Source organism: Synechococcus sp. MU1625 (assembly GCF_020514205.1).
Classification (GTDB): domain Bacteria; phylum Cyanobacteriota; class Cyanobacteriia; order PCC-6307; family Cyanobiaceae; genus Parasynechococcus.
This window is the reverse complement of record NZ_VTLA01000007.1, coordinates 44579-65087: the sequence shown is the minus strand read 5'-3', so window position 1 is coordinate 65087 and position 20509 is coordinate 44579. Positions and strand designations below refer to the sequence as shown.

The following is a 20509-nucleotide window of genomic DNA, read 5'->3' as shown; positions in this document are numbered from 1 at the left end:
AGAACCGGCGATCACCAGACTTAACTGGGCGGCATTTCCTGGGAATTGCCTGAATTGACATTGATCTCCTGCTGTGGGTCATAAAAGCTCAGTTGGATGGTCAACTCAGTTCTGGACGCAACAGGAGCTGTTGCAGCCTGATCGTCGTTGATCGTCGCTGCTGCCTTGATCTCAAGGTCACTGCTTTCCACTAAGAGTTCCAGCGACTCCATCTTTTGGAGAAACTCCTGCAGACCGGCGTAGGACCCACGAACGGCTAAAGCAACCGATGACTTCTGATAGCCCAGGGCCAAGAGAGGGTCCGCCGAATCACTCTTGTCGTCCCCGGATCGCGACGTCGACCTTGGTTGTTGGGATTCCGAGAAAGACGTTGATGCCTTGATCGGCTCGTAACGCTGTATCTCCACGCCGGAGAGGAGAGCTTGTTGATTCAGAAGTGCCAGAAAGGTCTGCACTTTGTCTCTTCCGGCGAGCAAGTCAATCAACAACGCCTGCTGCTGTTCAGCCTCTTCGAGAGCAACGCTCGCCTTCTCAAGATTCTTCACCAAAGCTGGCAGGTTGCGCTGCGACTGCAGCAAGGAATCGCGGCGTCGCTCCAGCTCCTGCGTGTGCTGCCAGGCAGAAGGCAGGAATACAAGAAGTAAGGGCATGCTCAACAGGAGACCAAAGGCAATGGGCAGACCCACCAACACCCGACCACGGGTGATCCATTGGCGACGCTTGGAGGGGGGGAGATTGGTCACAGGGCAATCCCCTTCTCTTGCAGAAGCTCATAACGACGCGCCAAACCATTCGCACCCAGCTCACGAAGTCGTTCTGGAGTGGACTGAGACGAAGGATCCAGAGCTACTTCAAGGCTGAATGCAATCAGTCCGTTGTCGTTCGACGTGGCCTTCTGAACAGTTGTTCCATAAGGGAAGACATCAACAAGGACTTCGAGGTTGAGCGCCAAAGCATTGATCCGCTCAAAAGCGTCATTCCCTTCCGCTTCCCCTTTGATCAAGAGTTGGGAGGGAAGTGCTGCAACCGAAAGCAGGCGGACGCCCTCAGGAGTGACTTGTCGCATCTGCTCCAACAACCCTGATCCGGAGCGCAAAGCCACCAGTTGAGCAGCAATCCGCTTGGTTTGTTGCTTCAAGGTCGAGGTGTCCTTGTTCATTGTCTTGAGCCGTGCCTTGGCGTCACCAACACGCTTCTCCACAGGATTGAGTGCAGCGACCTCGCCCTGCACCACCTGTTGACGATGCTGCATTACCAACACGGTGAGCAACGACAGCATCACCAACACCACCGCACTGATGCCCCCCTTCAAGAGAAGGGACAGCCTTGACGGAACCGGTGCCGGCTCAAACGGCAAGCCGAGCTCAACCCGACGTTGCTGCAACAAATCCGGTTTGGGCCAATCCCGATGCGACGTCATCGCTATCGCTCCTCCTGTTGCAGAGCCAACAGCGCCAAGTGCTGAAAGGGTGAAAGCACATCAACAGCAGCGGCTTCATCCCATGATTCGGCCAAAGCGGGCAAGGGCTGGTTCAAGCAGCACTCTCCTGCCGCACGATCAACTAGAGGCAACCACTGATCGGCCTGCTCCGTCTTCACCGAAAACCACCATCCAAGTGGTGGTGGCGTGGCCACATGGGCCTGCCAAGCAGCCACACAGGCCCGAATCTCGCGTTGACAGGCAACAGGCTCATCCGCTTCAAGGAGATGGTCAACCTCAGGAACCCTCTGGCGGAGCAACACCAAACGAATGCTCTGCTCCTCCACCACAAGCCAAGCCAGATCGCCCTGCCAAGCCTGCGTGAGTTGCTGTAAGGCCCGCTGGGCTGCCGTCAGCGACCAATCAACGCGGCGCAGGGGCAAATCAGCGAGTTCAGCAACCTCACTCCAGCCTTGAATCAACGAACGGGGCACACCCACCACTGCCAAAGCGTCCTGCATCGGCGAGGACGTGACGTAACTCTCAGCAAGATCAAACGGCAGGTCGACAGACGGCAAGGTCGGGGGCAACACGCCAGGGGCCCCATCCAATCCGTAGCCGTCGACCACGCACCAGGCAGCAGCGCGCAGGGGGAGACAAAGAACAAGTTCTGCCCCGGGAAGATCGCAATCAAAGATCAAATCAGCGATGAACTCACCAACCGCTTCCCGTTGCAGCGGCACACCATCACGACACACACCATCGGGCCAGTCGACAACGCGTTGCCACCAACGCCCCCCTTTGTCCCAACAACACACCAAGCGCTTGTTGGTCACCGTGATCAACACCGGCTTGATCTCGACAAGCCGCCGCCAAGCCAAGCTCAATGCTGTGAGTTGAGGCAGCTCAGCGAGAGCAGGCAGTGGCACACAACGCTTTCCACTGTCTTCATGCTATCGACGATCACCCGCTTGAATCACTCTCCCGAAGAGACATTCAAAGGCACGACATCAAGCAGGTGAGATGGCTTTGATGCATCGATTTCAGTCCTGCCAGGGCAAACCGCTGCCGGATGCCTCCGCAATGTTGCGGAGGCCATGGCGATCCAACTGCAACAGCAGACCCTCCAGAATCCGCGGCACCAGATCCGGCCCCTGAAAGATCCAACCGGTGTAGAGCTGCACCAGGGAGGCACCTGCGGTGATGCGCTCCCAGGCAGCTTGCGCGGAGTCAATCCCACCCACGCCGATCAACGGCAACGCAGGGCCGGCACTGGCCCGTAACCGGCGAACCACCTCCTGAGCCCGGTGACGCAGGGGGGCACCGCTGAGGCCACCGGCCTCCTCCGCCAGGGTGCGTCCCGTCTGAGGCAGACGCCGTTGCTCCAGGCCAAGCCGATTGAGACTGGTGTTGACAGCGATCACGCCAGCCAGGCCTTCCTCAAAGGCCAGTCGAGCAATGGCATCAATCGACTCATCGTCCAAATCCGGCGCGATTTTCACCAGCAGCGGAGGGCAGGCCGCCAGTCGTCGCAGCCGCTCCACAAGCCGTCGCAGCTGGGTGGTGTCTTGCAGATCCCTCAGCCCGGGGGTGTTGGGGGAGCTGACGTTGATCACTGCGTAGTCCGCCAAAGGAGACAACAACTCCAGGGAGGCCGCGTAGTCATCCGGAGCCTGCTCCAGGTCTGTGATCTTGGATTTACCGACATTGATCCCCAGAACAGATGGACGACGACCGGGCGGGTCCAACCGTTGTCGCTCCAGGGTTTTCAACAGCGCCTTGGCACCATCGTTGTTGAATCCCATCCGGTTCAACGCTGCCTGTTCTTCCGCCAAACGAAACAGGCGTGGTTTGGGGTTGCCCGGCTGGCCATGCCAGGTCACCGTGCCCACTTCGGCGAAACCAAAGCCGAAGCGATCCCAGATGCCAGCCGCCACGCCGTTTTTGTCGAATCCCGCTGCCAAGCCCACCGGGTTGGGGAAACGGCAGCCAAACAACATCTGCTCCAAGCGCAGATCACGCCGTTGCAGATCAGCCGCCACGCCATCGAGCACCGTGGACACCCCTGGCCAACGACGCCGCAGGCTGGCCTGAGCCAGCGCCGTGAGCGCTGTACGCGATAGCTGTTCAGCATCCAGACCGTCGTCTCGCGCCAAGACAGGGCCAAGCCAACGTTGATAGAAGGCACCGCTGCTGAGCGGTCCGGCCGAAGAGGACGGCGACATGCTCTGCCTCAGGACTGTCCTGATCCTGCCTCGCGGCGTTGCAGGGTCCAGCGGCCATCCTCCTGGGGATGGACAGTCCAGTCCCTCCAGATCCAGCTCTCCCGCTTGGTTTCCAGCTGTTTGAACGGCTGTTCCACCAGCTGCGCCAGCTCCAGCAACGACAGGCTGTATCCGCCCTGCGCCAAGCGATCCGCCAACTCCAATCGTGACAACAATTGCAGCAGAGGCTTGGGAGCGGCCTCTGGAGCAGCGTTCGAAGCTGGCGGCTCGGATGATCCCTGCTGCAGGGCTAAATCCGGCTGGACGGCATGGGAGAACGCCACAGCGATGCGATCCACCCGTTCATTGTCTGGATCGCCGCTATGGCCTTTGACGTACCGCAGCGGGACGTCATCCAAGCGGGCGGCATCCAGGGCCTTCCAGAGATCCTGATTGAGCACTGGCTTGCCGGCAGCCGTCTTCCAGCCTTTGCGCTTCCAGCCTTTGATCCAGGAGCCCAGCCCATCAATCAGGTATTTGCTATCGGTGCGCAGAGTGAGGTCCGGATGACGGGGAAGCTGCTCAAGGCGTTGCAACACCTCCAAAGCCGCCTGCAATTCCATGCGGTTGTTGGTGGTGTCGGGCGCATGGCCCCCGAATTCCTCAACACTGCCGTCTTCGAAACGCAACAACGCGCCCCAACCTCCCGGACCTGGGTTGCCGCTGCAGGCGCCGTCCGTCGCTGCAGCCACGACACGTCCCCGTCCTTCGGCCATTGATCTGTCCCAACACTGTTCGGTACAACACGGTTTCTGGCGTCACCGTGCATGAGCCGAACCTACCTGCGGGCTGCCGGCCTGACTGCCGTGGGGCTGATGGGCGCTGGCCTACCGCAGGAGGGTGCGGCGCGGCCCCTGTTTGAGAGCACAGCAGTTCCTCAGGAGCGCTTCGCTGTACTCGCACAACCCGTTGGTAGGGCCCAGTGGAAATTGCTGGTTCTGGAACAAATCAAGCCCCAACCGCGCTGCTGGACGCCACGCCAGGACGGACTGGTGGAGCCCAGCCTGAATCGCTTCGACTTCACCAGAATCTGCAAGCGCTACCTGGACAGCAATGGCTACTCGTTGCGCAGCGGTGACCAAGATCTCGGAACCCGCTTCCGCTTCCGTCTCAAACAATCCGGCGCATCACTGAAACTCGAAGCCCTCGACCCCCAGCAACGGGCACCACTCCTGATCGGGCAGGCCCCTGTCCACCGTCGTGATCCCAACGGATTCGTCCCCCTGCAACTGGCACCTGGCTGGGCACTGGAACGGCGCGTTTACCAAGGGCGCAAGCTGAACCATCTGTACTTTGCCCACAAGGCACCGGTGAACCTGCTGCTCGCACGGGCCAGCAGCCATGGCCAACGTTCCGGATTCAGGCGATTGGGAACGCCGATGCCACCGGTCGCACCACCTCCCCTCCCTGCCGCAGGACCAACGCGCAGAAGAGCAGGTCGAACAACAGCCAGCCGCATCGTTAGCAGTGGCCCGATTCGATTGCAGGTGATTCCCTACGGCCGTTGACGGCAAACCGGCACAGTGCCAGTCGAGAGAGCGACCGGAAAGGGGCTGACAATCAAATCCTCGCTCTTAGTTTGCATTTGTGTGAGGAGTGCAGAACACCTCTTCAGGGTCGAAACAAGGACAGACTCCTGAACGTGTTCCTCTCGACGAAAGCTCCGCCTTTGGCGGGGCTTTTTTGTTGGCAGCCGAAAAACATAAAAAAACCGGCCCACGAGGGACCGGTGGCTAAGCAACAACAAGCAGGGGAGAGGGGCATGCCCTCTCCCGAGCCGATCACTTGAGGGTGACCTTGCCGCCTGCTTCTTCGATCTCTTTCTTAAGAGCTTCGGCGTCGGCCTTGGAGATGCCTTCCTTGACGGGCTTGGGGGCAGCTTCCACCAGAGCCTTGGCATCGCCGAGGCCGAGGCCGGTGGCGTTGCGGACGGCCTTGAGGACCTTGATCTTGGCTGCAGCGTCGAAGCTTTCGAGGATGACGTCGAATTCAGACTTCTCCTCAGCGGCTTCGCCACCGCCGCCACCAGCAGCGCCGGGAGCAGCCATCACAACACCAGCAGATGCTGCGGCAGACACACCGAAAGCCTCTTCGATCTGCTTAACGAGCTCGGAAGCTTCAAGCAGGGAGAGGGATTTCAGCGATTCGAGAATTTCGTCGGTTTTTGCAGACATGGTTTTGAAAGGGGAAGCAACAGATCAATGAACAGTGGTCTCGGCAGAGCCGAATCAGCCTTCGCCGCCTTCGGCGTGCTGCTTGAGCGCCCTGGCCATACCAGAGGGAACCTCGTTGATGCCCACAGCGACCTTCGTGGCCACGGCGTTGATGGCACCGGCGATCTGAGCCATGAGCTGCTCCTTGGAGGGGAGATCAGCAATGGCTTTGATCTCGTCCTGCGACAGAAGCTTGCCTTCGAAAAGGCCGCCCTTGGTCTCGGACTTTTTGAGTTCCTTCTGGAAGGTCTGAACGGCCTTCACACCAGCACCAACATCGCCCTTCACCAGGACGAAGGCGTTGGTACCGGTCAGCAGGGAGTCGAGGCTGGCCCAGTTGCTGTCGCCATCAATGGCACGGCGCATCAAGGTGTTTTTGGTCACCTTGCAAACGCTGTCGCTGGCCCGCAGACGATCCCGCAGGTCAGACATCTCCTTGATGGACAGGCCCTTGAAATCAAGGACAAGTGCCAGTTCGGCGTCGGCGAGGAGCTCCTTGAGCTCTCCGACGATCTGCTGCTTGTTCTCCAGCGTGCGGCCCATAGGGATTGGATCGGATCAAAGGAACAAGCTGGGCACACGGCCGATCGAGTCTTCTGAACGAAGACGAGGCCGCGTGCCGATCCAACCCCGAATGGGACAAAACCGTGTCGCGTCTGCCTCGGCAGGGATTACATCAATGGGAATGACTGAAGTCATGCCCAGGGACATCCTGCTGTCTCTGGCCGGGCGCGTGCCCGATTTGGCTTTCGCCAAAGGTTGAGTGTAGAGGAGAGCCTGATCAGCTCCCCTGTTCAATGTCCTGCAGGGCAGAGAAATCGACCTCAACGGAGGGCCCCATGGTGGAGGTCACATACAGGGACTTCCAGTAACGGCCTTTGGCACCACTGGGCTTGTTGCGGTCAATGGTCTCTTGCAACGTCTTGAGGTTCTCAAGCAGGGCCTCAGGACTGAAGCTGGCCTTGCCGAAACGGACATGGACGATGCCGGTGCGGTCGGCACGGAATTCAAGTTTGCCGGCCTTGAATTCCTTGATCGCAGCCGCAAGATCCGTGGTGACGGTGCCTGCCTTGGGGTTGGGCATCAAGCCGCGGGGGCCGAGGACTCGGCCCAACTTGGCCACCTTGGGCATCATGTCTGGGGTGGCGATCAGCAGGTCGAAATCCATTTCGCCCTTGCTGATGGTTTCCACCAGTTCTTCTTCACCGGCGAGTTCAGCGCCCGCGGCCTTGGCTTCAGCCACCTTCTCACCACGGGTCACCACAGCGATGCGCACGCTCTGGCCGGTGCCATTGGGCAGGGCCACGGTGGTGCGCAGCTGCTGGTCGGTGTACTTGGGATCGATGCCGAGGCGCACATGGGCCTCCATCGTCTCGTCGAATTTCGCGTTGGCGTTGTCCTTCACCAGGGCAATCGCCTCGAGGGGGGCGTAGGCACGGTCCTCGATCTTGCCGGCCAGGCTGGCCAGGCGCTTAGAGATTTTGGGCATTTTCAGAGGTGGGGTTCAGGCGACATCAGCGATGTCTCCCCCGAATGGGTTGGAGAAGAGATGCAGCGACGTCAGTCGCTGATGGAAACGCCCATGTTGCGGGCGGTGCCTTCGATGATCCGCATAGCGGACTCAACGCTGGTGCAGTTGAGGTCAGGGAGCTTGGTCTTAGCGATTTCCTCGAGCTGAGCCCGACTGATCGATCCAACACTGCCCTTGGCAGACTCACCGGATCCCTTTTGGATCTTCGCGGCCTTCGTGATCAACACCGACGCCGGAGGCGTCTTGGTGATGAAGGTGAAGCTGCGGTCTTCAAAGACCGAGATCTCCACCGGAATCACATAACCGGCCTTGTCCTGCGTCCGAGCGTTGTACTCCTTGCAGAACATCATGATGTTCACACCGTGCTGACCGAGGGCAGGGCCCACCGGCGGCGCGGGGTTTGCTTTGCCGGCATCTAGGGCCAGCTTGATCACAGCTACGACTTTCTTGGCCATCGGCTGGGTGGTTTGGACAGCTGCGGATCACCAGACCCTCGGGTCGGGTGCGGCGGAATGGTTGCCCACTCCTGAGGCCGCCCTCCGCAGGGAGACGGCCGCCGCATGGATCAGTTCTGTTTGCTGATCTGAGAAAACTCCAGTTCAACCGGCGTCTCTCGACCAAAGATGGAGAGCAGGGCCTTGAGCTTGTTGCGCTCGCCGGACACCTCGATCACCTCTCCCTGGAAATCCTTGAACGGACCCGCCGTCACCAAAATCTGATCGCCTTCGGTCAGATCCACCTTGACGACGGTCTTCTTCTCAGCCGCCCGCTTGAAGATGCGATCAACCTCAGACCGACTGAGGGGCCGTGGCTTGATGTGACCACGGGCCTTACCAGTGGCACGGCGGTCCTCAGCACCCACGAAATTGATCACGTTCGGGGTGCTTCTCACCGCCATCATCGTGTCCTCATCCAGCACCATCCGGACGAGCACATAGCCGGGAAACACCTTTTCCTCAGTGGACTGACGGGTGCCGTCCTTCTTCAACTTGACGGCAGGCGTCTGGGGAATCTCAATTTCAAGAATCCGATTGCTCACCCCCAGGGTGACGGCGCGCTGCTCGAGGGTCGCCTTGACCTTTTTCTCGCAGCTGGAGGCCACCTGAACGGCATACCAGCGGGCAATGGCCGTGTTGGCGACAGCTTCCAAAGGCAAGGTGCCATCTTCCCCCTCATTCGGGGCTGGCAGATCAAGCACCTCAGGGGCGTCCGGTGTGGTCAGGTCGTCGGGCACGGCGAGAAAGGTGATATCGAGTCAGCGGAACACCTGGGACGAAGCCCACCCAAAGAAGCGACTGACAGCCGCAATGGTGGCCGCCGAAAGGCTGACCATCAGGATCACAGCGATGGATTCGCTGAACAATTGCTGGCGGCTGGGCCAAACCACGAGTTTCAGCTCATCAACCGTGTCCGCCAAAAATCCACCGGATTGGGTGGGATCGGCAGCGGCCTTTGAGCCGTCAGATGTGGTGGTGTCCTCAGAGATGGGGCTGGTCACGGTGATGGGACCGGAAGTTGACAACGGTGCCGGCTGGCACTTCGCCAAACAACCACCCTACCGGATGCCCTCAAACTCCCATGGGATCAAACACCAAGGAATCTGCACCGGCCTCGCCCAACCGCACCGTCACACCACTGGCACCGGTAAAGCGTTCCTCGAGCAGCAGCGTGGAGAGCGGATTTTCCAGCTGGCGCCGCAACACCCGTCGCAGTGGCCTCGCCCCGTACTCGGGTTCATAGCCCTGACGGGCCATGGCCTCGGCGACTGCATCATCCACAAGAAGAGCAAGACCCTGCTCGGCCAACAGGGCGGCGAGATCTTGCAGTTGCAGCTGAACAATGTGCACCAGATCAGCCACCTCCAAGGGGCGGAAACGAATCACCTCATCGATACGGTTCAGGAATTCAGGCCGGAACTGACTCGACAGCGCTGCATCCACCTGCTGTTGAAGGGCTGACTCGTCCGTGGATCCCGAGCGGGCATGTTCCAGGATCGCCGGGCTGGCCAGGTTGCTCGTCATGACGACCACGGTGTGGCGGAAATCGACGGTGCGGCCCTGGGAATCGGTGAGTCGGCCGTCATCCAGCACCTGGAGCAGCAGGTTGAACACATCGGGATGCGCCTTCTCCACTTCATCGAGGAGCAGCACCGCATAGGGACGACGCCGCACAGCCTCGGTGAGCTGCCCGCCTTCCTCGTAGCCGACATACCCAGGAGGAGCACCGATCAGCCGAGCCACGGCATTGCGCTCCATGAACTCACTCATGTCGAGGCGAACCAGCGCCTCCTCTTCATCGAACAACGACGCTGCAAGCGCCTTGGCCAGCTCGGTCTTGCCCACGCCGGTTGGCCCGAGGAAAAGGAACGATCCCACCGGGCGACGCGGATCCTTCATGCCGGCACGGGCACGGCGGATGGCAGCGGCAACGGCGATCACCGCCTCGCCCTGGCCAATCACCCGTTCAGCGAGATGGGCGTCCAGTTGCAGCAGCTTGCGGCGCTCACCCGCCAGCAGCCGCTGGACAGGGATCCCGGTCCAGCGGGCCACAAGATCAGCGATATCACCGGCCTCCACCTGCTCGCGCAGCAGAGCAGTTCCGGAGGTCTGCGCCTCCGCCTGGGACGCCTCCAGTTCATCCCGACGCTGCTGCACCCGATGCAACTGGTCGTACTGCAACCGGGCCGCCTCCTCGAGGTCGCCATCCCGCTCGGCTTCAGCGATGGCATGGCGCAGGTCTTCATCCTGCTGAAGCAGCTGACCGAGTTCCTCCAGCTGACCGCGCTCCTGCTGCCAGCGTCGCCGCAGATCGTCCAATCGCGTCGACACTTCAAGCCGGTTGCGCTGCAACTGAATCCGCTCCGATTCAGGCGCCTGCTCAGCAGCGAGCAATGCCAGTTCAACGCGGCGCAGATCCGCCTCGGCTTCCTCCACCACCTGCGGCTTGGAGGTGACCTCCATCTTCAGTTGAGCCGCCGCTTCATCGATCAAATCAATGGCTTTGTCCGGCAGACAGCGGTCGCTGATGTAGCGATCGGCGAGACGGTTGGCCGCCTGAATGGCTTCATCGGTGATCGTGACGCCGTGATGAAGCTCGTAGCGCTCCTTCAAGCCCCGCAGAATTTCGAGGCTCAACTCCAGATCTGGCTCCCGGATCACCACCTGCTGAAAGCGGCGGTTGAGGGCAGGATCCTTCTCCACCGTGAGCCTGTAATCCTCCGGCGTGGTGGCGCCGATGCAGCGCAAATCACCACGGGCGAGGGCTGGCTTCAACAGGCTGCCGGCATCGGTGCTGCTGCGATCGCTGCCAACAACGGTATGGAGCTCATCGATGAACAACACCACGCCGGAATCGGAGCCGCTCACCTCCTCAAGCACCGACCGCAGGCGTTCCTCGAACTGGCCACGGAACTTGGCGCCGGCGATCAAAGCCCCAAGGTCCAGAGCCACAAGGCGCAGACCCTGCAGAGATTCCGGCACTTCACCCGCCACGATCCGCTGGGCCAACAGCTCCGCAATCGCTGTTTTGCCAACGCCGGGTTCACCGATCAGCACCGGATTGTTTTTGCTCCGACGTGAGAGCACCTTGATCAAGTTGCGAATTTCGGAATCGCGACCGATCACCGGATCGAGGCTGCCCGCCTCTGCTTCTTCGGTGAGATCACGCCCATAGGACTCCAACGCCGTGGGCTGCGACGGCGCAGGCTCTGGAGCGAGGACGGGCGCAGCGACCTCGGGGTCAGGGGAGAGAGGAGTTGCGTTGGGAGGAGCCGACGCACGGGGCTGACGGGACGATGATGGAGCGCGGGCCACCCGTTGGCGGCGTGGAGCCTCCTGGGGGGGAGAGGCTTCGGCGGAACCCCCTTGGATCAGCTGCTCAAGCTCATCCGCTGAAACACCAAAGCCGGCAAATAATTCGGCACCAATCCGTGGATCAGCACCGATGGCCATCAGCAATTCCGGCAAATCGATGACGTCGCCATTCCAGCGCCGACGAATGGCATCGGCCGCATCGAGCAGCTGCTCCAGATCATCACCAATGAACAACTCATCGCCGCGTCCAGAGGGCTGATCGGCCAGCACATCCTCCAATCGATCCAAGAGCGCATCGGTTGGCAGGGGCAATCCCTCCACCATGCGGCGGCAGGAGGGGTCGGTGAACAGCACCTGAATCAGATGCTCCACATCCAACTGCTCATGGCGCCAGCGACGGGCGACGTCCTGACCACTCAGCAAAAGATCCCATGCCGCATCGCTGAAGCGATCCGGCTCATGGGTGAGGCTGCCGTTCAACGCTGGGGATGGGGTCATCCGTTTCAGGCGGGGACTTTGGAGGACAACTCGATCAATTCCACCTTGTAGCCATCCGGATCCTCAACAAAGGCGATGACGGTGGTGCCGTGCTTCATCGGGCCAGGTTCCCGCACCACGCGGCCTCCCTTATCAGCAATCCCGGCACAGGTGCTGCGGATGTCCTCAACCCCCAGAGCGATGTGGCCATAGGCGTCACCCAAGGTGTAGCTCTCGGTGTCCCAGTTGTGGGTGAGTTCCAGAACCGTGTGATTCTGCTCCGATCCATAACCAACAAAAGCCAGGGTGAAGCGGCCGCTGGGGTAATCCTTTCGACGCAGAAGCTGCATGCCCAGAACTTCGGTGTAGAAGCTCAAAGACCGCTCCAGATCAGCAACCCGAAGCATGGTGTGAAGCATCCGCATGGGTGAGCGTCGTTCAGGATTTACTTCCCATCATTCTGGCCAGGTGTGGCCCGTCACAACAGGGGAGAGAGGGGCGACTCATAGGATCCCCGGGTTAAGCGTGCGTCCCAACGTGATCGATTCCCTCGACCTCGTCATCGACACCATCGTGGCCCGAGAGGTGCTCGATTCCCGCGGCAACCCAACGGTTGAAGCCGAAGTGCTGCTCGAAGGCGGTGCCATGGGACGGGCCATCGTTCCCAGTGGTGCCAGCACCGGCGCCCACGAAGCCCACGAACTGCGTGATGGCGGCGACCGCTACATGGGCAAAGGTGTGGGCCAAGCCGTGAATCACATCGAAGAGCGGATCGCACCAGCCCTCTGCGGCCTTTCGGCCCTGGATCAGGCCGCTGTGGACGCCGCGATGCTGGAGCTGGACGGAAGCGACAACAAATCCAACCTGGGTGCCAACGCGATCCTGGCGGTGAGCATGGCCACCGCTCGCGCTGCCGCCAACGGCCTGGGAATTCCCCTCTACCGCTACCTCGGAGGTCCGATGGCAAACCTGCTGCCGGTGCCGTTGATGAACGTGATCAACGGTGGCGCCCATGCCGCCAACAGCCTGGATTTCCAAGAATTCATGCTGGTCCCCCATGGGGCTCCGAGCTTCCGCGAAGCGCTGCGCATGGGAACCGAGGTGTTCCACACGCTCAAAGGGCTGCTCAGTGCCAAAGGCATGAGCACCGCCGTAGGCGATGAAGGCGGTTTCGCCCCCAATCTGGGCAACGTTGAAGCCGGTGAAATCCTGGTGGAAGCGATCACCAAGGCTGGATACAAGCCCGGCGAGCAGATCTCCCTTGCGCTGGACGTCGCCAGCACCGAATTCTTCGAGAACGGTCGCTATGCCTTTGATGGTGGCAGCTACACCAGCGCAGAGATGGTCGGCCAACTGGAACAACTGGTGGACAAATTCCCGATCGTTTCGATTGAAGACGGCCTGGCCGAAGACGACTGGGATGGCTGGAAGCTGCTAACCGAACGCCTCGGCGGCAAGGTGCAGCTCGTGGGTGATGACCTGTTCGTGACCAACACCAAGCGCCTTCAGCAAGGCATCGACAGCGCCACGGCCAACTCGATCCTGATCAAGGTGAACCAGATCGGCTCACTCACGGAAACCCTTCAGGCCATCGATCTGGCAGGGCGCTCCGGTTACACCAGCGTGATCAGCCACCGCAGTGGCGAAACCGAAGACACCACGATTGCCGATCTCTCCGTCGCCACACGCGCCGGGCAGATCAAGACCGGTTCCCTCAGCCGCAGTGAGCGGGTCGCGAAGTACAACCAGCTGCTGCGCATCGAAGACGAACTGGGGAGCCAGGCCGTTTACGCCGGCGCTGTCGCCCAGGGCCCCCGCGGCAAGGCCTGATCTCAGGCCCCAGACGATTTAACGGTTGGAACCGGGCAACTGCTCCAACCGTTGATCGCGACGGATCTTGACCTGCATTTGGAACCAGCCCAATCCAACAGGCAAAGCAGCAGCAGCCGGAAGAATCGACCAGAGCGGGCGGGCACTCGCACCAACAATGGCTGTGGCCAACGCCAAGCATCCGAGCAGCACCGACTGGCCGATGGACTGTTGTGCAAGGGCCATCCGGCGGAACTGGCGATCCGATTCCCCCAGACGCACCTGGAGCTGAAGATCGCCCTGCTCTAGGCGTTCAAGACTTTCATCAAGACGTCGTGGGAAGGCAGCAGCACGGCTGCTGAGAGCCCCGACCTGACGGCCGAGTTCATTGAACAGATCATTGCTGCCAGAGCCGCTTGAGGTCATAAGTGGAAGGAGGTAGGGCTTGGCAATTGCAACCAAGCTAAAAGCGGGATCGAGACTGCGGCCAACACCCTCGAACGTGGATAGCGCTCGCATCACGAAGATGAGTTCAACCGGCAGACGGAAAGGCTGCCCGTAGACCAGGTCGTAGAGATCTCCGGAGAGTTTGTCGATCGCATTGGCCGTGAACGGTGGGGTCAGGGCCTCTTGCAGCATCAGCCGCACAAGACGACGGACCGGACCAACATCAATGCCTCTGGAGATCACCCCGGCAGCCTGCATTTCCTCCACCAACGCCGCTGAATCCCTGGCGGCAGCAGCGCGAACCATGGCCCCGAGACGTCGACGCAAGCCGTCCGACAACAGGCCCATCATTCCGAAGTCGTAGTAGATGAGAGCGCCATCGCTAGCGACGGCAAGGTTGCCGGGATGAGGGTCGGCATGAAAGAAACCAAACCGCACCAACTGCTTCAGATAGCTGGCCGCACCCACTTCAGCCACTTTGACTGGATCAATACCGGCCTCGATCAACGCCTCACGGTCATTGACCTTGATGCCTGGCAGATAGTCGAGACAAAGCACACGGCGGTTGCTCAACTCCCAGATCACACCTGGGATCCTGATCCGTTCGTCATCCAGAAATTGTTGGCGAAAACGCGCCGCATACTGGGCCTCAACCCGGAAATCCAGCTCACGCAGCAGGACACGTCGACATTCGCGTGCCATCGCCGGCCAATCTCGACCACGGCCCCAACTGGGGTGGCGCTGCAGCACAGCCGCCACCTGCTGCATCACCTCAAGATCAAGGCGAAACAGACGATCCAGGCCAGGCCGCTGCACCTTGAGCACCACCTGCCGGCCACTCCGCAGGCTGGCGCGGTGCACCTGGGCCAAAGAGGCAGCACCAAGGGGCTCCGGGTCAAGGTCGATGACCTCTGCACAGCGCTGACCAAGCTCTCGTTCGAGAACGGTCTGCACCTGATCAAAACTGAATGCCGGAACGCTGTCCTGCAGCGCCTCCAGTTCAGCCACCCAGCCCGCCGGGAGAATGTCTGGCCTTGCGGACAGCAGCTGCCCCAGCTTGATGAAAGCTGAACCCAGAGACAGCAGCTCAGACGTCAACCAGCGAGCTCGGCCTTGCTGACGACGAGCACGACGCTCCGCGGTCACGCCACCGCGATAAGTCCAGGACTGACCATCCCACCAAAGCAACAGCAGCAGGGTCAGGACAGAGCGCCAGATCCGAAGCGCTCGCAGCAGTCCGAGCATCAGGGGCGTGCCTCGACCGCTTGACTGAGATCAGCCACCGTGGCCCGGAGGCGATCAATGACCGCTTGAGGTGTCTCCGATTGTTCCGCGGAGGGCTCGCCATCTGTGCTCACCATGGCCTGATCACCCCGTTCAATCCGTTCTGCCTCTGCAAGCACCTCGTCCTGAAATAGATCCCATTCCTGACGCAGCCGTTGCGGAGCATCTTGCGCCAACACCGCCAGCTCAGCCGCTGCGTCCGCAAAACCGTGGCCAAGCCGCGCGCTGATGCGATTCACGGTGGCGCGAATCAAGGCCTCCGAGGAACCCATGAACCGAAAGCAGACAAGCTCAACTGTGGCAGATCCAACAGGAGATCAGGGCTGAGGAGGAATCACGGGCTCAATGGTTTCAAAAAAAGCTTCGGCGCCAGGGGGAACTACAGCTGAATCCGGCTCGGCCAGCAGCACCGGTGAATCATCGGCTGGGACAACAGCAGCAGGGACAATCTCGGAGGTCTCAGGGGTCACCAGGGAATCGGCGTTGCTGTCATCAAGCTCGAGTTCAGTCTCCTGGGCTGATGAAGGGACGGGTCCGTCTTCTGCCTCAAGCTCGGGGGGAATGGTTTGGGGGTCTGACCAGTCGGGGGCCGTCCACACCGGGGGTTGCGGAGTCTGCAGAGCGAGATCGGGTTTGATCGTTGTCTTGACCGCTGGCTTGGCCGGTCGGCTCGCAGCATCGGCGGCCTCTAGGGCTGTGACATCCACTTGCAGATCTGCATCGCCATCGCTGAACCGGGCTCGGATCTCCTGCAAGGAATCACCTGGAAACGCAAGCGGAGCGAAGGCCTGAGGGGCGGGATCTTCAGAATTGGTCTGCAGCGTCAGCACCCGATCGGTGATGCCGTAGCCGAGGGCAAAACAACAACCAGCCACAAGGGGGCCCACCCAGAAACGGGGCTGGGTCACATCGGGAGCGTCAGGAGTGCTGGTCTTGTCCACAGGTGGTCTGACGAAGACTCGGATTGTGACAGGGATTCAGAACAGAGACCTCAAGTCGTGTAGTCGGCGTTGATGCGCACGTACTGATCCGAGAGGTCACATCCCCAGGCCTGACCACAGCCGGAGCCATGACCCAGACAGAGGCGAATCAGGACGTGCTCCTGCCGCAAGACATCACTGGCTGCATCACGATCAAAGGCCAAGGGTTGACCTGCCGCCATCAACTGATGCGCACCAATCCATAGGGCGACCGAATCTGGATCAAAGGACACGCCGGAGCGACCTGCAGCAGCCACGATCCGCCCCCAATTCGGATCCCGGCCATGGACAGCGGTCTTCACCAAGGAAGAGCCACAGACCGTGCGCGCCACCTGCAACGCCGAGGCCTCATCCACAGCTCCCTCGACCTGTACTGCGATCAAACAGGTCGCCCCTTCTCCATCCCGAGCAATGGCCTTGGCGAGGTGCTGCATCGCCTGGGTGAGGCCCTGTTCCAGAACTGCATGGTGCTCTTTCGGCAGCGGCGGGCCTGCCGCGAAGGCCAACACGGTGTCGTTGGTGCTGGTGTCACCGTCCACGGTGATGGCATTGAAGGAACGCTGCACCGCCCGCTGCACCATCCCCTGCCAGACGCCGGAGTCGACGCCGGCATCGCAACTGAAGAAGCCGAGCATCGTGGCCATATCGGGATGGATCATTCCCGAGCCTTTGGCCATCCCTCCGATGCGAACCCGGCGCCCCTCCAGTTCCAGTTCAAGCGCCACCTGCTTGTCCACCAAATCCGTAGTGAGGATGGCGTTCGCAGCGGCATCACCGCCAGCGTCATCAAGGCTTTCCACCAAAGGAGCCAATCCGGCCAACAACGTCGTCATCGGGATCGGCACACCGATCACGCCGGTGGAGCAGATCAACACCGACTCCGCATCCAAGCCGAGCTGATCCGCGAGCACTTGGGTGGCGCGCTGGCTGTCGACCAGACCGCGATCACCGGTGCAGGCATTGGCCTGACCAGAATTGATCAACACCGCACGGACCTGGCCGCCATTGCTGGAGAGGCGATCACGGCAAAGATCAACACAGGCCGCCCGCACCACTGAGGTGGTGAAGGTGCCAGCACAAACGGCCGCCTCCGGTGCCAACAACAGGGCCAGATCTGGCTTACCCGAGGGCTTGAGACCCGCAACGATGCCTGCCGCTTGGAACCCCTCCGATGCCGTGACACCACCCTGGATTGGTTGCCAAGAAGAAGCCATCGCCACCGCTAATCCGCCGCGAGACACTGAATGCATCCTGCTCCGACACCATGGCGCCTGGCGAGCGGTTCTCGCAACGACGCATCGGACTCACGGGCGGGATTGCCAGCGGCAAAAGCAGCGTGGGCCATTGGTTGGCGCAACAAGGCCTCCCGGTGTTGGATGCGGATCAATTCGCCCGAGAGGCCCTCGAGCCCGGTCGAAACGCCACCAATACCGTGCTGCAGCGGTATGGCTCAGCAGTTCAAGCAAAGGAGGCAGCGACCATCGACCGAGCGGCAGTGGGTCGGATCGTGTTCCAAGACTCCGCTGAGCGGCACTGGCTCGAGCAACTGATTCACCCGATCGTGCGGGACCGCTTCGATCAAGAACTCACACGCCATGCCGAGATGCCAGCGATCGTGTTGATGATTCCGCTGTTGTTCGAAGCGGGTTTGGAATCACTCTGCAGCGAAATCTGGCTTGTGGACTGCGATGAATCCCAGCAACTCGAGCGATTGATCGCGCGCGACGGGCTAAGCCCTGCAGCCGCTCAAGCACGCATCGCCGCCCAATGGCCCCTGAGTCGCAAACGCGTGCTGGCAGATCACGTCATTTCCAATCAGGGCCAACCCTGTGCTTGGCAAGCCCAAGCCATGGGTCTGCTGAGCAACCCGGAGACACCCAAGCCCCAGAGGTCCACGGGCTAGGACGATCCGGGTTATCCGTTACGGCCGAAGTCTGCGCGAAACCACTTGGTGATCACCCATTTGTTCCCCTCCTCCACGGGCAGGGCTTCATGCAGCGTGAAGGGATTGGGGGTTCCATCGGCCTGAAGGTTGTTCCAGGCCAACGCCATACCAGGCAAAGGCGTGAAGGAACGGCCAAGGCGGCGGAACAGGGTTTCTCCACCACGTTCAACAGCATTGAGATAGACCATCACCGTCCAAGTGCGTTGCCCACCGCTGTCTGTGTGCGTGGCGTATTCCTTCGTCCCAGGCGCAAACCAGTCCGTGTGTTCCTTGAAGTATTCGCCTGGGTCATAGCGTTGACCCTGGATGGGTTCCGACAGACGCGGATCCACGCCAAACAGCGCCGCAAACCGCTGATCAAGACGCGCAGCAAGCTGCGGATGGTTCTGACGCAGATGGCAGGTTCGGCTGGTGCGGTAATCGCTGGTGCCACGGGTCACCGTCGATGGCTGCAATGACGCATTGATGGCTTCGATCACCGCCTCGCATTCCTCGTGGCTGAGAAGTGCAGGCAACTCATAGACCTGGGCGAGAGACGTATCCAGGCGCCAGGCGCGCGGCCGATGTTCAGGACGAGTCAGGGGTGCCTCGAACCAGGCGAGCCAAGCAGCCGTGGGTGAGCCCTTAGCCGTCGGCGCCTGCGATGTCGATTGGAGAACGTCCGCAATCGCATCTCGCGCAAAACCCTGACCGAGAGCCCGCTGCATTAGCTCCTCAGGATCACAGCCACGATCTCGGTTCTGCAGCAACCACTCCTTCCAGGTGTCGGGAATGGCTGCCGCTCCGCTCATCAACCCTTTAGTTTCTTGCTGAGAATCTGGTTGGCCAGCTTGGGATCGGCCTTACCACCAGTCTTCTTCATCAACTGTCCAACGAAAAAGCCCTGTAACTTGGTCTTGCCACCACGGAAGGCCTCCACCTCATCGGGATGAGCACCGAGCAGCTCGTCGACGATCGCCTCAATCGCAGCCGGATCGCTAATCATCCCGAGGCCACGCTCATCGACGATCGCCTTGGGAGAGCCGCCTTTCTCAAGCAGCTCAGGAAGGATCTCTTTGGCGATTTTTCCACTGATCTTGCCACCATCGATCAGTTGAACCATCTCAGCCAACTGCTCCGGGCGAAAGGGCAGTTCGGCATAACTCAGCCGGTTGCTGTTCACATGGGCGGCGATGTCGCCGGTGATCCAGTTCGCTGCAAGCTTGGCATCGGCACCGGCGCTCACAACAACCTCGAAGTAATCCGCCATCGGCCGCTCGTCGGTGAGCACCCTGGCGTCGTACTGGGACAGACCCAGGTCCTGGGCGTAGCGATGGCGCTTAGCTGCCGGCAACTCAGGCAATTCAGCGCGCCAGGACTCCCGCTGATCGGCGCTTACTTCAATGGGGCCTAGGTCAGGATCAGGGAAGTAGCGGTAATCGCTGGCCCCCTCCTTGCTACGCATGCTCTTGGTGAGCTGCTTGCCCTCGTCCCAGAGGCGGGTCTCCTGAACGATCGGCTCACCGGTTTCGTAGGCCTTGATCTGACGCTTGATCTCGTACTCGCAGGCCTTTTGAATGGCCGAGAACGAGTTCATATTCTTGATTTCCACCTTCGTCCCGAAGGGCGCATCCGGCCCACGGCGCACGGAGATGTTGACGTCGCAACGCAAGGATCCCTCCTGCATGTTGCCGTCGCTCACACCCAGATAACGCATGATCCTGCGGATCTCCGAGGCGTATTCCGCCGCCTCGCGACCGGTGCGCAGATCCGGCTTGCTGACGATCTCGGCCAGGGCCACACCGGCGCGGTTGTAATCCACCAAGGAATGGGTGGATCCGGCTAGGCGGTCACTTCCGGCATGAACCAACTTGCCGGCGTCCTCCTCCATGTGCAGACGCTCGATGCCGATCGTCTTCAGGTAGGTGTTTTTTCCCTTTTCAGCAACCTCCACCTCAATCCAACCCTCCTCAGCGATCGGCTGGTCGTACTGAGAGATCTGATAGTTCTTCGGCAGGTCTGGATAGAAGTACTGCTTACGGTCGAACTTGCTGTGTTCGGCGATGTTGAGATTCAGCGCCATCGCGGCCTTCACCGCATACTCGAGAACCTTCTGATTGAGAACAGGCAGCGTTCCAGGTAAACCGCACACCACCGGATCAATGTGGGTGTTGGGGTCATCGCCAAAGGTGGTCGACGCCGCCGTGAAAATTTTGCTGTCCGTTCCCAGCTGCACGTGGGTCTCGAGACCGATCACGGCCTCCCAGGCCGGTTGGGTTGCTGCGTCGGCCATGCGCCCCTGGTGTGTTGCAGTTTCCGGGATCCTATGGAATCAGGCCCTAGCCAAT

22 protein-coding genes are annotated in these 20509 nt (G+C 60.7%); 3 read left to right on the top strand and 19 right to left on the bottom strand.

The genetic code is table 11. The annotated features are described in order from the left end of the window. Window positions 1-20 precede the first annotated feature (20 nt). From FZX13_RS10925 to rnhA, 5 genes are all read right to left on the bottom strand, one after another. A complete protein-coding gene (locus tag FZX13_RS10925; protein ID WP_226409587.1) occupies window positions 21-743 on the bottom strand; it encodes a hypothetical protein in 723 nt (240 codons plus the stop codon). Next, window positions 740-1420 carry a PilN domain-containing protein gene (locus FZX13_RS10920; RefSeq protein ID WP_226409586.1) on the bottom strand — a complete coding sequence of 227 codons (681 nt, stop codon included), beginning with the start codon at window positions 1418-1420 and terminating at the stop codon, window positions 740-742. Before FZX13_RS10920 ends, FZX13_RS10925 begins: the two co-directional genes overlap by 4 nt. A 2-nt stretch (window positions 1421-1422) precedes the next feature. Further along, window positions 1423-2349 carry a hypothetical protein gene (locus FZX13_RS10915; protein ID WP_226409585.1) on the bottom strand — a complete coding sequence of 309 codons (927 nt, stop codon included), beginning with the start codon at window positions 2347-2349 and terminating at the stop codon, window positions 1423-1425. 114 nt (window positions 2350-2463) lie between these two features. Continuing rightward, window positions 2464-3645: a quinone-dependent dihydroorotate dehydrogenase gene (locus tag FZX13_RS10910; protein WP_226409584.1), complete on the bottom strand. Its 1182-nt coding sequence runs from the start codon at window positions 3643-3645 to the stop codon at window positions 2464-2466. Between the two features lie 8 nt (window positions 3646-3653). After that, complete coding sequence (gene rnhA / locus FZX13_RS10905; protein ID WP_226409583.1) at window positions 3654-4400, bottom strand: ribonuclease HI; 747 nt, start codon at window positions 4398-4400, stop codon at window positions 3654-3656. Between the two features lie 51 nt (window positions 4401-4451). Here rnhA and FZX13_RS10900 point away from each other — a divergent pair, with 51 nt between their 5' ends. Further along, window positions 4452-5192 carry a DUF3747 domain-containing protein gene (locus tag FZX13_RS10900; protein WP_226409582.1) on the top strand — a complete coding sequence of 247 codons (741 nt, stop codon included), beginning with the start codon at window positions 4452-4454 and terminating at the stop codon, window positions 5190-5192. A gap of 273 nt (window positions 5193-5465) precedes the next feature. Here FZX13_RS10900 and rplL read toward each other — a convergent pair whose 3' ends face one another. The 8 genes from rplL to gloA form a co-directional block, all read right to left on the bottom strand. After that, window positions 5466-5858, bottom strand: coding sequence for a 50S ribosomal protein L7/L12 (gene rplL, locus FZX13_RS10895; protein ID WP_115024546.1), 393 nt, complete (start codon window positions 5856-5858; stop codon window positions 5466-5468). A gap of 54 nt (window positions 5859-5912) precedes the next feature. Beyond that, window positions 5913-6440, bottom strand: a complete 528-nt coding sequence (gene rplJ, locus FZX13_RS10890; protein ID WP_006851480.1) for a 50S ribosomal protein L10 — start codon at window positions 6438-6440, stop codon at window positions 5913-5915. Between the two features lie 238 nt (window positions 6441-6678). After that, window positions 6679-7386: a 50S ribosomal protein L1 gene (gene rplA / locus FZX13_RS10885; RefSeq protein WP_115024548.1), complete on the bottom strand. Its 708-nt coding sequence runs from the start codon at window positions 7384-7386 to the stop codon at window positions 6679-6681. 71 nt (window positions 7387-7457) lie between these two features. Beyond that, entirely contained in the window at window positions 7458-7883 is a 426-nt protein-coding gene (rplK, locus tag FZX13_RS10880; protein ID WP_006851160.1) for a 50S ribosomal protein L11, read from the bottom strand. Between the two features lie 110 nt (window positions 7884-7993). Further along, window positions 7994-8662 (bottom strand): transcription termination/antitermination protein NusG, encoded by a 669-nt coding sequence (nusG, locus tag FZX13_RS10875; RefSeq protein WP_115024550.1) that lies wholly within the window; start codon window positions 8660-8662, stop codon window positions 7994-7996. A 21-nt stretch (window positions 8663-8683) separates the two neighbouring features. Further along, window positions 8684-8926 carry a preprotein translocase subunit SecE gene (secE, locus tag FZX13_RS10870; RefSeq protein WP_186570826.1) on the bottom strand — a complete coding sequence of 81 codons (243 nt, stop codon included), beginning with the start codon at window positions 8924-8926 and terminating at the stop codon, window positions 8684-8686. Between the two features lie 70 nt (window positions 8927-8996). Further along, window positions 8997-11738 carry an ATP-dependent Clp protease ATP-binding subunit gene (locus tag FZX13_RS10865; RefSeq protein ID WP_226409581.1) on the bottom strand — a complete coding sequence of 914 codons (2742 nt, stop codon included), beginning with the start codon at window positions 11736-11738 and terminating at the stop codon, window positions 8997-8999. Between the two features lie 5 nt (window positions 11739-11743). Further along, a complete protein-coding gene (gene gloA / locus FZX13_RS10860) occupies window positions 11744-12142 on the bottom strand; it encodes a lactoylglutathione lyase (protein WP_115024554.1) in 399 nt (132 codons plus the stop codon). Between the two features lie 112 nt (window positions 12143-12254). On the opposite strand from gloA, the gene eno reads away from it, so the two are divergent. Then, window positions 12255-13547, top strand: a complete 1293-nt coding sequence (eno, locus tag FZX13_RS10855; RefSeq protein WP_226409580.1) for a phosphopyruvate hydratase — start codon at window positions 12255-12257, stop codon at window positions 13545-13547. Between the two features lie 18 nt (window positions 13548-13565). Here eno and FZX13_RS10850 read toward each other — a convergent pair whose 3' ends face one another. The 4 genes from FZX13_RS10850 to argJ are packed head-to-tail and all read right to left on the bottom strand — an operon-like array spanning window position 13566 to window position 17487. Beyond that, the gene (locus tag FZX13_RS10850) at window positions 13566-15218 is read right to left on the bottom strand and encodes an AarF/ABC1/UbiB kinase family protein (RefSeq protein WP_115024555.1); all 1653 of its coding nucleotides are present in this window, start codon (window positions 15216-15218) and stop codon (window positions 13566-13568) included. Next, window positions 15218-15529 (bottom strand): DUF6825 family protein, encoded by a 312-nt coding sequence (locus tag FZX13_RS10845; RefSeq protein ID WP_226409579.1) that lies wholly within the window; start codon window positions 15527-15529, stop codon window positions 15218-15220. The genes FZX13_RS10850 and FZX13_RS10845 overlap by 1 nt, the downstream gene beginning before the upstream one ends. A 45-nt stretch (window positions 15530-15574) precedes the next feature. After that, entirely contained in the window at window positions 15575-16198 is a 624-nt protein-coding gene (locus FZX13_RS10840; RefSeq protein WP_226409578.1) for a hypothetical protein, read from the bottom strand. Between the two features lie 50 nt (window positions 16199-16248). Further along, window positions 16249-17487, bottom strand: coding sequence for a bifunctional glutamate N-acetyltransferase/amino-acid acetyltransferase ArgJ (argJ, locus tag FZX13_RS10835; RefSeq protein WP_226409577.1), 1239 nt, complete (start codon window positions 17485-17487; stop codon window positions 16249-16251). A 14-nt stretch (window positions 17488-17501) separates the two neighbouring features. Here argJ and coaE point away from each other — a divergent pair, with 14 nt between their 5' ends. After that, window positions 17502-18140 carry a dephospho-CoA kinase gene (gene coaE, locus FZX13_RS10830; RefSeq protein WP_226409576.1) on the top strand — a complete coding sequence of 213 codons (639 nt, stop codon included), beginning with the start codon at window positions 17502-17504 and terminating at the stop codon, window positions 18138-18140. An 11-nt stretch (window positions 18141-18151) separates the two neighbouring features. Here coaE and FZX13_RS10825 read toward each other — a convergent pair whose 3' ends face one another. After that, complete coding sequence (locus FZX13_RS10825) at window positions 18152-18973, bottom strand: 2OG-Fe(II) oxygenase (RefSeq protein ID WP_226409575.1); 822 nt, start codon at window positions 18971-18973, stop codon at window positions 18152-18154. After that, window positions 18973-20454, bottom strand: coding sequence for an Asp-tRNA(Asn)/Glu-tRNA(Gln) amidotransferase subunit GatB (gene gatB, locus FZX13_RS10820; protein WP_226409574.1), 1482 nt, complete (start codon window positions 20452-20454; stop codon window positions 18973-18975). The genes FZX13_RS10825 and gatB overlap by 1 nt, the downstream gene beginning before the upstream one ends. Window positions 20455-20509 lie beyond the last annotated feature (55 nt).

Coding starts and splice junctions, on each gene's coding strand:
- FZX13_RS10865 (WP_226409581.1), bottom strand. CDS start 11,738: ATGACCCCATCCCCAGCGTTGAACGGCAGCCTCACCCATGAGCCGGAT.
- rplK (WP_006851160.1), bottom strand. CDS start 7,883: ATGGCCAAGAAAGTCGTAGCTGTGATCAAGCTGGCCCTAGATGCCGGC.
- rplA (WP_115024548.1), bottom strand. CDS start 7,386: ATGCCCAAAATCTCTAAGCGCCTGGCCAGCCTGGCCGGCAAGATCGAG.
- coaE (WP_226409576.1), top strand. CDS start 17,502: ATGGCGCCTGGCGAGCGGTTCTCGCAACGACGCATCGGACTCACGGGC.
- FZX13_RS10920 (WP_226409586.1), bottom strand. CDS start 1,420: ATGACGTCGCATCGGGATTGGCCCAAACCGGATTTGTTGCAGCAACGT.
- FZX13_RS10845 (WP_226409579.1), bottom strand. CDS start 15,529: ATGGGTTCCTCGGAGGCCTTGATTCGCGCCACCGTGAATCGCATCAGC.
- FZX13_RS10900 (WP_226409582.1), top strand. CDS start 4,452: ATGAGCCGAACCTACCTGCGGGCTGCCGGCCTGACTGCCGTGGGGCTG.
- argJ (WP_226409577.1), bottom strand. CDS start 17,487: ATGCATTCAGTGTCTCGCGGCGGATTAGCGGTGGCGATGGCTTCTTCT.
- FZX13_RS10850 (WP_115024555.1), bottom strand. CDS start 15,218: ATGCTCGGACTGCTGCGAGCGCTTCGGATCTGGCGCTCTGTCCTGACC.
- rplL (WP_115024546.1), bottom strand. CDS start 5,858: ATGTCTGCAAAAACCGACGAAATTCTCGAATCGCTGAAATCCCTCTCC.
- FZX13_RS10910 (WP_226409584.1), bottom strand. CDS start 3,645: ATGTCGCCGTCCTCTTCGGCCGGACCGCTCAGCAGCGGTGCCTTCTAT.
- gloA (WP_115024554.1), bottom strand. CDS start 12,142: ATGCGGATGCTTCACACCATGCTTCGGGTTGCTGATCTGGAGCGGTCT.
- rnhA (WP_226409583.1), bottom strand. CDS start 4,400: ATGGCCGAAGGACGGGGACGTGTCGTGGCTGCAGCGACGGACGGCGCC.
- rplJ (WP_006851480.1), bottom strand. CDS start 6,440: ATGGGCCGCACGCTGGAGAACAAGCAGCAGATCGTCGGAGAGCTCAAG.
- FZX13_RS10825 (WP_226409575.1), bottom strand. CDS start 18,973: ATGAGCGGAGCGGCAGCCATTCCCGACACCTGGAAGGAGTGGTTGCTG.
- gatB (WP_226409574.1), bottom strand. CDS start 20,454: ATGGCCGACGCAGCAACCCAACCGGCCTGGGAGGCCGTGATCGGTCTC.